This window comes from Bradyrhizobium sp. AZCC 1588 (assembly GCF_036924735.1).
In the GTDB taxonomy this organism is placed as follows: Bacteria; Pseudomonadota; Alphaproteobacteria; order Rhizobiales; family Xanthobacteraceae; genus Bradyrhizobium.
This window is the reverse complement of record NZ_JAZHSC010000001.1, coordinates 2,606,093-2,617,957: the sequence shown is the minus strand read 5'-3', so window position 1 is coordinate 2,617,957 and position 11,865 is coordinate 2,606,093. Positions and strand designations below refer to the sequence as shown.

Genomic DNA, 11,865 nt, shown 5'->3' with positions numbered 1-11,865 from the left:
GGGGAAAGCAGCCATGACCGCGCAAGCGACGCCCAAGGGTACGCCCAAGGGCGCTTGGAAAATCACCTTCCTGCTGTTTCTGTTCATGCTGGTGAACTTTGCCGACAAGATCGTCGTCGGGCTCGCCGGCGCCCCGATCATGGATGAGCTGAAGCTCTCGCCAGAACAGTTCGGTTTTCTCGGCTCCTCGTTCTTTTTCCTGTTTTCCATCTCGGCCATCGTCGTCGGCTTCATCGTCAACCGCATCGATACCCGCTGGGTGCTGCTCGCGATGGCGGTGATCTGGTCGGTGGCGCAGTTTCCGATGGTCGGCACGGTCGGTTTTACGACGCTCGTGATCTGCCGCATCATCCTTGGTGCCGGGGAGGGGCCTGCGTTCGCGGTAGCGGCGCACGCGGTCTACAAGTGGTTTCCTGACGAAAAGCGGACGCTACCCACCGCGATCCTTTCGCAGGGTTCGGCGTTCGGGGTGATCCTCGCGGTGCCCGCACTGAACTGGATCATCGTCAATCATAGCTGGCACTATGCGTTCGGCGCGCTCGGTATCGTCGGCCTGATGTGGGCTGCGGCGTGGCTGGTCATGGGCAAGGAAGGGCCGCTGGTTCACACCGTTACAACGGCTGCAACCGATCCGCGCGTTCCGTATTTGCAGCTCCTGACTTCGCGCACATTCATCGGCTGCGTCGCCGCGACCTTCGGCGCCTATTGGGCGCTGTCGCTCGGGCTCACCTGGTTCACGCCGTTCATCGTCAAGGGGCTCGGCTTCTCGCAGACGGATGCAGGCTGGATTTCGGTTTTACCCTGGGTGTTCGGCGCGGCCGTCGTGCTGCTGACCGGCTGGGTTTCGCAGGTGATGCTGACGCGCGGTTACACGACGCGCGGTGCGCGCGGTGTGCTCGGCTCGGTGCCGCTGATCGTCGGCGGGGCCATCCTTACCGTGCTGCCCTATGTCAATGGCGCTGGATGGCAGATTGCGTTCCTCGTGGTCGGGTCCGGGCTGTGCGGCTCGATCTATGTGGTCTGCCCGCCGATGCTCGGCGAGTTCACACCGGTGAAACAGCGCGGCGCCGTGATCGCAATCTATGGCGCGATCTATACAGTGGCGGGAATGATCGCGCCGTTCGTGATGGGCGCCGTGATTCAGAATGCGGCGGTGCCGCTCGACGGTTACATGACCGGCTTCACCATCAACGCCGTGATCATGGCGGGTTCTGGGTTGCTCGGCCTGTTGCTGCTGTGGCCGAACACGGAACGCGCAAGGCTGATGGCGCAAGCCGCGGCACAGCCGAAATTCGCGTGACGCAAATGGCGCGCTACCGGCTTCATTGCATTGGCGCCTCCGGCAATTCCTACAAGCTGGCGCTCTATATGAATTGCGCCGGCCTCGACTGGGAGCCGGTGGGGGTGGATTTTGCCGGCGGCCAGACCCGCGATCCGGCTGGCGGGCAACTACGAACGCCATGGGCGAGGTCCCGGTGCTCGAAGTCGACGGGCAGCTTATGTCGCAGTCGGGCGCGATCCTGATTTGGCTCGCGGAAACCACCGGCAAGTTTGCGCCCAGCGCTGACCAGCGATACGAGGCCTTGCGCTGGATCATGTTCGATAATCACAAGTTCACGAACAACCATGCGATGCACCGGTTTCAGAGGTCATTCATGCCGGAGCCGGTGCATCCGGCCATCCTGTCGTTCCTGCGCTCGCGTACCGAGGCGAGCTTTGCGATCGCCGAAAAGCATCTCGCCGATCGCGCCTTCATGCTCGGAGACAAGCCCACCATCGTGGATTTTTCGATGGCGGGATATGTGTATTACCCCAAGGAGGAGACCGGCTTCGACATCGCGGCGGATTTTCCGGCGCTCCATGCCTGGCGCGAGCGCCTCGCGGCGCTGCCGGGCTGGAAGCCGCCTTACGAACTGATGCCGGTGGGATCGGATCTGCGGCTCTCGATGCTCCGACCCGCATAACCCTGCAGAGTTTCGTAGCCCGGATCGAGCGAAGCGCAATCCGGGTTCAGCCGATCCGCGTGTGAGGTCCCCGGGGTTACGCTTCGCTCCGCCCGGGGCCACGCTCAACTCGCCGCCGCGTCGAACTGCGGCTTTGAGCCCTGCGTGCCGCGCACCAGTTTGCCCGGGCGGGCGTCGGTGGCTTTACCGGCGCGCTGCGTCACCACGCCGGAGACGATGGTGGCGTCGTAGCCGTCGACCTGCTGCATCAGGCGGCGGCCACCGACCGGCAGGTCGTAATGCACTTTTGGCGGATGCAGATGCAGGCGGTCGTAATCGATCACGTTGACGTCGGCCTTGAAGCCGGGCGCGATTACACCGCGGTCGTAGAGGCCGACCGAGAGCGCGGTCTTGCGCGATTGCGCGGCGACCACGAACGGGATCGACAGTTTTTCACCGCGGGTGCGGTCGCGCGTCCAGTGCGTCAAGAGATAGGTCGGGAAACTGGCGTCGCAGATGATGCCGCAGTGGGCGCCGCCGTCGGATAGCCCCGGCACGGCATTGGGATCGCGCAGCATCTCGCTGACAGCATCGAGATTGCCGTCGGCATAGTTGAGGAACGGCACGTAGAGCATGCCGCGGCCGTCATCCGTCAGCATCGCATCATAGGCGAGTTCTTCCGGTTGCTTGCCCTGGCGGCGGGCCTGCGCACCCAACGTATTCTCCGGCGGCTGCTCGTAGTCCGGCGGATTTCCGAGCAGGTACATCTTGTCGTAGTTCGGCCGGAAGAACAGCGGATCGTCGGTCGCGGTGGCGTGCTCGCTCAGGATTGCCTTGCGCACTTCGGGCTGGCGCAGGCGGGCGAGCCGCTCGGCGAGCGGCAGATGCGCGATCGCCTGATAACTCGGGTGGTCTGGAACGGATTGCGCGACAGTTCGAGTCCGAGCATCAGTCCGACCGGGCGGGCGGCGATCTGCGCGGTGATCGACAGGCCGCGCACCGAGGCCTCCCTGATGGTGTCGAGCGTCTGGCGCCAGCGCTGCGGCGCCTTGTCGTTCTGGGTGATCGAGAACGACACCGGGATTTTGGTGTTCTCGGCGACCCGCAGCATCATCGGCAGGTCTTCGTCGATGCCGGAGAGATCGAGCACGAACTGAAAGACGCTGCGGCCCTGCGCATGCATCGCCGCCGCGATCGCGGTCAGTTCGTCCTCACCGGCTTTCAGCGTCGGCGTGAAATCGCCGGTCGAGGTGCGGTGGTTGAGCGTGCGCGAGGTCGAGAAGCCGAGCGCGCCGGCCCGCACGGCATCGGCAGCCAAGGCCGCCATCGCCTTGTTGTCGTCTGATGTCGAGGGATCGCGGCGCGCGCCGCGCTCGCCCATCACATAGACGCGCAAGGCCGCGTGCGGCAGTTGCGCGCCGATGTCCATGTCGAAGCTTCTTTTCGACAGCCACTCCATGTAATCCGGAAAGCTTTCCCACGCCCATGGAATGCCGGCGCTCAGCACCGGCTCGGGAATATCCTCGACGCCTTCCATCAATTGAATCAGCCGGACATGGTCGGCCGGACGGCACGGCGCAAAACCGACGCCGCAATTTCCCATGATCGCTGTGGTGACGCCGTTCTGCGAGGAGGGCGTGATGTCCTGGCTCCAGGTGACCTGGCCGTCATAATGGGTGTGGACGTCGACGAAGCCCGGCGTGACCAGCTTGCCGCGGGCGTCGATTTCCTCCTTGCCCTTCGCGGCGACCTTGCCGACTTCGGTGATGCGGCCGCCTGCAATCGCCACGTCGGCTTCGAACAAGTCGCCACCCTTGCCATCGGCAATTGTGCCGCTGCGGATCACGAGGTCGGGGGTCGAGGTCATGGCTTCCATCCCGCTTTTTGGTTTTGTTGCCGCATCATCCGACCTCATCGGATGCTGTCAACCGGCGGGGATGACGCTCAGGAATGCATTACAGCGGCTTCGGGACCGCCGGTTTGCGGTCGGTCACCAGCGCCAGCAGCACCGTCAGCACCATGAAGGCGACTGAGGCGCCGAATACCCAATGTGGCAAGCTCTGGTCCATGATCCAGCCGAACAATAACGGGGAGAGTATGCCGCTGAAATTAAAGCCTGTGGAGACGATGCCGAAGGCGCGGCCCGCGGCGCCCGCAGGAGCCGCGTTGCGCACCAGCATGTCGCGCGAGGGGGCGATGACGCCGCCGAGGAATCCGGCCAGCCCCATCGCAGCGGTCAGCACCACCGATGGCAAATTGATCGTCGCAATGATTGTAATGATGATGGCGTTGATGGCAAAGCACGCAGCGGCGACATTGCCATGCCGCTTGGTGCGGTCGGCGAGATAGCCGCCGGCGAGCACGCCGGCCGCGCTGGCGCCGAGATAGGCGGTCAGCGCGACGTTGGCGGCCGAGATCGTCACGCCATAGCCGCTCATCAGCGCAACGACGCCGAAATTGCTGATGCCGGCGCTGGACAGGCCGAGCAGCATGAAGAAGATCGTCAGCACGATGATCGCAGGCGTCACGATGCTCTGCTGCGGCGCTGCAGGGTCATCGGCCTTGCGATCGGCCGAACTGGCATCGGGAATTCTGACCGCGATCAATAGCAGTGCCGCCACTGGTCCCACCGCGCCGGCCACGATCAGCGCGCCGAGCCCGCCGACGGCTGTCACCAGCATGAGCATGATCGTGGGTGCCACCGCACCGCCAAGAAAACCCGCAAAGGTATGGACCGAAAACGCCCGGCCCATCCGCGCTTCATCCATATGTGTCGACAGGATCGCATAGTCGCAGGGGTGATAAACGCTGTTGGCAAGGCCAAGCAGCGCGGCCGAGATGATCAGCGAGACGTAGCTCAGGTGCAGGCCGAGCATGATCAGCGCGAGGCCGCCGACGGTCAGGCCGATAAGCAGCACTTTTCGTGCGCCAATGTGGTCGGCGAGATAGCCGATCGGGGCCTGCGTCAGGCCGGAGACGACGCCGAACACCGTGAGCGCGAAGCCGAGCTCAATGTAGCCGACGCCCAACTGCTCCTTCAGGAACGGAAACAGCATCGGCAACACAAACAGATGGAAATGGCTGACCCAATGGGCGACCGAAATCGCCGCGAGCGTGCGCAGCGAAGTGTCCGCTTTGGCTTGTTGCGGTGCGGCCAGAATATCGACCATGTCAGCTCAAAAATCCTGTGTAACTTTGGGCCCGGCTGGGCGGGGGCCGAAAATATAGGCAGGCGGTTATTTGTCCATGAATGCCGCTGCATGGCTGCCCCGGCGCAGGGCAGGGCGCACGAATGCCACTACTAAATCGGGAGACAAGGCGGGTCCACGTGGCAATGATCCGGCATGCCTGATCCCGCAAAACCGCTCCGGGTATTGGTCTCCGAAGGTTCCTCGACCTCGGCCCGGGAGGCCATTACGATTCTCGGTCTTTCGGGCCATCACGTCGAGGTCTGCGATCCCTCGCCCTGGTGCCTGTCGCGGTTCTCGCGCTTCGTCCGCAAGTTTCACCGCTGCCCTGGGCTGCGGGACGATCCCGCCGGTTACCTGGCCTTTGTCGAGCAGCGACTGGCCGGCGGGAAGTTCGACGTGCTGCTGCCGACGCATGAGCAGGGATTTTTGTTTGCGCGGGTTGCGCAGCGCATCGAAGGCCCCGCCGGTCTCGCGCTGCCGGACTTCGAGAGCTATCGCGAGGCGCATAGCAAGGCTGGCTTCAGCCGGCTGCTCGATCGGTTGGGATTGCCGCAGCCGCCGACGCGCATCGTGAAATCCGCGCAAGGGTTGCGCGATGCGGTTCGCTTTCCGGCCGTCGTGAAGACTTCTGTCGGCACCGCCAGCCGCGGCATCTGGTTTGTGCGCAGCGCGGACGACCTGATGCGCGCGCTGCACGATCTCGGCGGCGGCGATGCATTCGCCGGTGAGGTGCTGGTGCAAGACCTCGTCGCAGGCACCACCGAGAAGGCGCAATCGGTATTCTGCCGTGGCCGGATGCTCGGCTTTCATGCCTATCGGCAGATCGCGGCGGGCGTTGGCGGCGGCGAGGCGATCAAGCAGAGCGTGAGCCGGCCGGTCGTTCGCGCTTACGTCGAGCAGATCGGCCGGGCGCTCGATTGGCACGGCGCGCTGTCGGTCGATTACATCATGCCGGACGTCGATACCGCGCCATTGCTGATCGATTGCAATCCGCGGCTGGTCGAGCCGATGAATGCCTATCGTTCCGGCGTCGACCTCGTCGGACTTTTGCTTCTGATCTCGCTGGGCGAGACGCCGGCTCCGTTGCTCGCAAGCCGCGAGGGCGTGCTCACGCACCTGGCGATGCAGGCGTTGCTCGGATGTGCGGCGCGCGGCGGAACGCGGCCCGACATTCTCAGGGAATGTTTGCATCTCGCTGCGGCGCGCGGGCCTTATGCCGGCAGCAGCGAAGAACTCACACCGGTGCAGTCGGACTGGATCAGCGCCGTGCCGCTGGCGATGACGGCAGCCGTGCTGCTGGTTTCGCCGAAGCTGGCGGTCAAACTGGCGCGCGGCGGCTTTAGCGCGCATCTGCTCGATGCAGCGAGTATTCGGGTGATTGAAAGCGAAGGCTTCTACCAACACCGCTCGTCATCGCCAGCGAAGTGAACCGTAGGGTGGGCAAAGGCGCCCTTCGCGCCGTGCCCACCATTTGTACCGCGATCTCGTCTTGAATGGTGGGCACGCGCAGCCTGTCATCACTCCGCGAGCGCCCTTGCGCTCGTCGCTGGGCGCGCATTCGCGCGACCCGTTGGCTTAGCCCTACTGAGTCAGAGGGTCGCGGGCGATCGACTAGAAGAATCAGATAATTGCGAGATTCAAGCTCAGCGTGGAGGCTAAGATGAATCTCGATATCCGGTTTGCGTCCTATGTTGAGGAACTTGCGAGCGCGATGGGTCAGGCGGATCGGGCTCGACCGCTGCGCGACTACTGCACCGGGCTGATCCTGCCGGGCGAGCGCAAGAGCGTAGAGCCGATGGCGGCGCGGACCGATCCAGCGCGTGTCTCTGCGCAACACCAGTCGTTGCTGCACTTTGTCGGTGCTGGCGGTTGGTCGGACGAGAAGGTGCTGGCCAAGATCAGCGAACTGGTGGTTCCGGCAATCACGAAGCACGGGCCGATCGAGGCCTGGATCATCGATGACACCGGCATCCCGAAGAAGGGCCGACATTCGGTTGGGGTGAAGCCGCAGTATTGCGGGCAGCTTGGCAAGGAAGCCAATTGCCAAGTGGCAGTGTCGCTGTCGATTGCGAACCACTTTGCCAGCTTGCCGGTCGGGTATCGGCTCTATTTGCCGAAAGAGTGGGCCGAGGATCGCGCGCGTCGGGATCGGGCCGGGGTGCCTGAGGACATCCGCTTCAAGACCAAACAGCAGATTGCGCTCGAGTTGATCCAACGGGCGCACGCGGCAGGCCTTCCGCTGGGAGTGCTGTTGATGGACCTCGACTACGGCCGTGACTCGCGATTGCGCACGAGCGTGTCTGCCCTGGGATTGAGCTATGTGGCGGGCATTCAGCCGAACGTGTTGATGTGGGCGCCTGGCACCGGTCCGAAGCGGCCCGACAAATCGCTCAACAATAACGGCCGACGCAATGAGCCCGATCTGATCTCGGCCCAAGAAGTGGTGCGTGCTCTACCTGAGCACGCCTGGCGCACGATCCGCTGGCGCGAAGGCTCGGCCGATTGGCTGTCCTCGCGCTTTGCACGGGTGCGCGTACGCGTCGGCTACAATGGTGCAATCCCCGGGCAGGTCGCAGAGGAGTGGCTGCTGATCGAGTGGCCGGAGGGCGAAACAAAGCTCAGCAAATACAAATACTGGCTCTCCACACTGCCGGCAGAGATCAGCTTCCGCCAGCTCGTCGATATCACCAAGATGCGCTGGCGGATCGAGCGCGACTATCAGGAACTCAAGCAGGAGGTCGGGCTTGGGCACTACGAAGGGCGCGGATGGCGTGGCTTCCATCATCACGCAACGCTCTGCATCGCGGCCTATGGGTTCCTGGTCTCCGAGCGAGCCGCGATTCCCCCCTCAGGACCTCGTTCCCCCGCGCTGCTCTCGACGCCTGCATTACCCGACGGTTATCGACCCCGCGGATCCGCCCTTGCGGCCTGAACGCCACATTCCAAACTCGATCGCGACCATGCGTGCACGCTTGATCAAAGCGCTTACAAAGTGGCTCCCGCGATGCCCCTGTTGCGGAGCCCGTGCCGCTCGATATGTCAGAAAGCGCTCGTGACGCAGTAGGATTAGCCCACCCTACGGGCTACCAACTTTTATGAGGCTACAACGGCTCATCATCAGGACCATAACGGTCCCGCTTCGGCGTAGCGATGTCGCCGTCCTCGTGGTCCTCCTCCTCCTCAACCGGCGGGCGCGGCGGCTTCTTCGGTTTGGCATCGCCTTGTTTCGGAGGCTCGCTGTTCTTCCTGCCTGTTCCGCCCATATGATTTCACCAAAGTGATGCTTCTTCGCCGGATCAATCGGCGTTTGCGCTGCATGCCGACTCAGGGTAACGGCATGACCTCAATCTAATCGCGGCCGGAAGGTATCCTAGCGCCGGTCAAACGATTCTTCCCGCCCTTTTTTCGGCTTCAGCTCGAAGGGCATCACATGGAGCCAGTATGAAGAAGCCCCGCATTGCGCTCGATGAACCGCAACAGCGCAAGATCCTCCGCGCCGACAAGGCTCCGACCACCGGTTATTCGCTGGTCGTCGATGGCCACTTCAAGTCGCACCACGATACGGTGGAGGCGGCCGAGGAAGCGGGCATGGCGTTGAAGAACCGCTTCCAGATGCTTCAGGTGCAGGTTTACGATGCCGAGAACAAGACGCGATCGATGATCGATTGGCCGGGGCCGGCGTAACGCCGGATCTTTGAGCTCGATCGGCCGATCTCAGGTTCGTCGTCCGCCGTTCTGCTGGCTCGCCAGCCACTCGGACAGGGCCACCGGCTTCTCGTCGGGCCGCTTTGCGCTGCTGCGCGCCTTCTTTGCGGCCTTTGTGGCGGGCGCACGTTTCGGCTCGGCTGCTTCGCGCGCGAGCCGCAATGCCTTCAGCTTCGCCATATTGTCGAGCACGGCTTTCGCCGCTGCGTCGCGTTCGGCCTTGCCGGACTTTGCGTCCTGAGCCGCCTTGGCAGCCTTGTCGAAGCGCGCCTGGGCGCGATCGCGATCCTCTTTCGTCATTTCAAGTCAGCCTCTTTTCGCAATCCTGGCTCTGGTCTTGCCCTTGACTTTCGATTCCGGCGGATTTGCGCGGTCTGCCGCTTCCTTCGCCAGACGCAGCGCGCGCAGCTTCTCGGTTCGCTTGCGGATCGCGATATCGGCAGCCGCGATCTCGGCCATTGCCTTGATGCCATCGACTTCCTGGGCGCGCTTGCGGTTGAGCCTCATTTCTTTCAGCTCGGCGGCGCTCTTCGGCTCATCATTCATGTCATACCTCTGAAATCACGACTGATATCGTCGAGCGGTCTGTGGCCCATTTACCACGGATCGGCGCGCAGAGGACGTTATTTTCGGTCGAAAATGGCGCAGTTTCTGACAGAATCTGCCTTGATATGAAAGGCTGGCGGGGAACACGGCAGGTCGAGCCGGTCCGGCAGCAAGCCGAACCGGCTGTATCGGTCAGAACGTCGCGCCGGCCTTCACCATGAAGGTGCGGCCCGGGAGTGGATAGGCCGCGAAGCGGCCAGGCGTGAACGAGCTCGCGATCGCGTAGTCGTAATAGAGCGCGTTGAACAGATTATTCACGCCGACAGACCAGAAGAAGCGGTCGTAGGCGCCGCTCAGTTTCAAATCGACGGTGGCGTCCGCCGGAATGCGGTGCTGGGTATTGGCCTGGTCATTGTCCATGATGCGTTCGCTCCAGGCCCGCACCGTGGCGTCGAACACCAGATAGTTCTGCCAGATGTTCCAGGTCACGCCGCCGCTTGCGGTGTAACGCGACACCAGCGGCACGTCATTGCCGGCGAATGCACCCTCGCGGAAGACAGCGCGGGTGTAGGCCACGCCGCCGCGGAGCGTCACCGTGTCACTGACACGCAGCGAAGCGCTGGTCTCCGAGCCGTAGCGGCGGGTCGGACCGAGGTTGACGTTGAAAAACAGCGCCGGGATGAAATGGATCTCGTTCTCGAGGTCCATGTTGTAGATGCTCGATTGCATCTGGAAGCCACCGCTCTTGATGCGGAAGCCGCCCTCGATGTCGTGGGAGGTCTGCGTCTTCAACTCGAAAGTCCCTGGAACGAAGAAGGGGCCGCTGGAGACGCGCTCGTCGACGGTCGGGGTACGGAATGCGCGCGCGGCGCGGCCGAATACCGAGAACACGCTATTGAATCGATGCTCGAGCCCAGCATGCAGCGCGTATTGTGTTTCGTTGCTGTCCAACGGAGAGGCCGCTGGGCTGCAATTGAAGAACATGGCGCAACCGGGCGCATTGGGATCAAACCGATCCCGGGCACTCAGGCTGGTGTTTTGAATCCTGGCGCCATAGGAGAAATCCGTCGTCGGCAACAGACCGACGGTTTGCTGCCAATAGCCCGCCACCGTCTGTTGCGACAGATCGTAGATGTGGGTAGGCGGAAGGCCTTTGAACGCCCCGCGTTCCTGGTTGAACGTCGCATCGTAATAATCGATGCCGGTCAGGATCTGTGAGGGCATCCCGAGGATCGAGTTCTTGACGCTCAGTCGCGGCGTGATCGACCAGGTCTGCAGTGCCGCATCGTTATAGGTCGAGGAGAAGCTCGGCAGCGGCGACGCAAACGGTACCGCACCGAAGAAACCGCTTTGCGTGTCCTTCTTCCGAAAGCCGCCGTCGACGATGAGGTCGACGCCGTTCATGATCGTCTTGGTAAAGCCGGTGGTTGCGCTGGCGCCCTGCTGATTGCCGTAGTCGAACGGCGTATTGGTGCCCCTGCGATCAGTGACGAGTTGATTGAGTCCGATTGAGGGATCGACGGTGCGTCCGCCCGGGAAGCCGAGCTTCTGGTCGTCACCGGTCACTGTAAGGAAGGCCTTGAGGTCCGGTGTGGTATAATTGAGATTGCCGACCCCGTTGCGCTGGTCGAGGGCGTTGTTGACCCGGTAACCATCAGACTTGATGGCGTTGCCATAGAAGGACGTCGACCAAGGTCCGTAGTTGGTCGCGGTCGAAATGTTCGCAAGCCGCTGGTTGAACGAGCCGACGCCGGCTTCGCTGCGAATCGCGACAGGCGGGCCGCCGGCGCCGTCCTTCAGGACGATGTTGACGACGCCGCCGACCGCGTTGTCGCCGTAGAGCACCGCGCCGCTGTTGCCACGGGTGATTTCGATCCGTTCGATCGAATTGAGCGGAATGGTCGAAAGATCGACGCCGGCCATATCGATATCGTTGAGCCTGCGGCCATTGATCAGGACGAGGCTATTGGCCGTCGCGAAGGCGCCGAAGCCGCGGAGGTCGACGGACGTCTTGGCGCCGTTCACACCGCCGTAAAGGCTGGTCAATTGCACGCCCGGCACCTGCGCGATGATGTCGGGCAAGGTCTGCGCCGGCGAATGCGCAATGTCGTCCGCGGTAATGACGGTTGCGGACGTGCCGACGATGCCGGAGAACTGCCGTCCGCCGCCTGCGCCTTGCGGGGCCCTTTGCGATGCGACGTTCGAGCCGGTCCCCGCCGCAGGTCGCGTGCCGGTCGACGGTGCAGCCGCGGGCACGATGCGGCGCGAGGTCGATGGTTCATCATAGGTCGGCTTGGCGCGGGTCCGGTTCGGGTCGGTAGGCGAAGTTACCTCGATCGGCGGCAATGGCTCCGGCGTCTGCGCGTGCGCGCCGGAAATGCCGAGCGACACGATGGGAACGAGAAAACTGGAAGCGAGCCAAAAGCGGCGGCGCCTTGCGGCTCTGTTGGTGAAAGACATGACTTGGACCTCGGTATGAC

The 11,865-nt window shown here is 63.2% G+C and carries 9 protein-coding genes and 1 pseudogene; 5 read left to right on the top strand and 5 right to left on the bottom strand.

Annotated features, from left to right (window positions below):
* Positions 1–13: 13 nt before the first annotated feature.
* Both V1277_RS12275 and V1277_RS12270 read left to right on the top strand, forming a co-directional pair.
* The gene (locus tag V1277_RS12275; RefSeq protein WP_334416368.1) at positions 14–1,300 is read left to right on the top strand and encodes an MFS transporter; all 1,287 of its coding nucleotides are present in this window, start codon (positions 14–16) and stop codon (positions 1,298–1,300) included.
* A gap of 160 nt (positions 1,301–1,460) precedes the next feature.
* Complete coding sequence (locus V1277_RS12270; protein ID WP_334416367.1) at positions 1,461–1,964, top strand: glutathione S-transferase family protein; 504 nt, start codon at positions 1,461–1,463, stop codon at positions 1,962–1,964.
* A gap of 104 nt (positions 1,965–2,068) precedes the next feature.
* On the opposite strand, the pseudogene V1277_RS12265 reads toward V1277_RS12270, so the two are convergent.
* Positions 2,069–3,810, bottom strand: a pseudogene (locus tag V1277_RS12265) (N-acyl-D-amino-acid deacylase family protein).
* 88 nt (positions 3,811–3,898) lie between these two features.
* Positions 3,899–5,113 (bottom strand): MFS transporter, encoded by a 1,215-nt coding sequence (locus V1277_RS12260; RefSeq protein WP_334416366.1) that lies wholly within the window; start codon positions 5,111–5,113, stop codon positions 3,899–3,901.
* Positions 5,114–5,287: 174 nt separating this feature from the next.
* On the opposite strand from V1277_RS12260, the gene V1277_RS12255 reads away from it, so the two are divergent.
* From V1277_RS12255 to V1277_RS12245, 3 genes are all read left to right on the top strand, one after another.
* The gene (locus V1277_RS12255) at positions 5,288–6,562 is read left to right on the top strand and encodes a hypothetical protein (protein ID WP_334416365.1); all 1,275 of its coding nucleotides are present in this window, start codon (positions 5,288–5,290) and stop codon (positions 6,560–6,562) included.
* Between the two features lie 232 nt (positions 6,563–6,794).
* Positions 6,795–8,066 (top strand): IS701 family transposase, encoded by a 1,272-nt coding sequence (locus V1277_RS12250; RefSeq protein ID WP_334415441.1) that lies wholly within the window; start codon positions 6,795–6,797, stop codon positions 8,064–8,066.
* 509 nt (positions 8,067–8,575) lie between these two features.
* Entirely contained in the window at positions 8,576–8,818 is a 243-nt protein-coding gene (locus V1277_RS12245) for a hypothetical protein (protein ID WP_028351930.1), read from the top strand.
* A 30-nt stretch (positions 8,819–8,848) separates the two neighbouring features.
* Here the strand turns inward: V1277_RS12245 and V1277_RS12240 are convergent, their stop codons facing one another.
* The 3 genes from V1277_RS12240 to V1277_RS12230 all read right to left on the bottom strand — a co-directional run bounded on the left by V1277_RS12240 (position 8,849) and on the right by V1277_RS12230 (position 11,845).
* A complete protein-coding gene (locus V1277_RS12240; protein ID WP_334416364.1) occupies positions 8,849–9,139 on the bottom strand; it encodes a hypothetical protein in 291 nt (96 codons plus the stop codon).
* Between the two features lie 6 nt (positions 9,140–9,145).
* Positions 9,146–9,385, bottom strand: a complete 240-nt coding sequence (locus V1277_RS12235; protein WP_334416363.1) for a transcriptional regulator — start codon at positions 9,383–9,385, stop codon at positions 9,146–9,148.
* Positions 9,386–9,577: 192 nt separating this feature from the next.
* Complete coding sequence (locus V1277_RS12230; protein WP_334416361.1) at positions 9,578–11,845, bottom strand: TonB-dependent receptor; 2,268 nt, start codon at positions 11,843–11,845, stop codon at positions 9,578–9,580.
* Positions 11,846–11,865 lie beyond the last annotated feature (20 nt).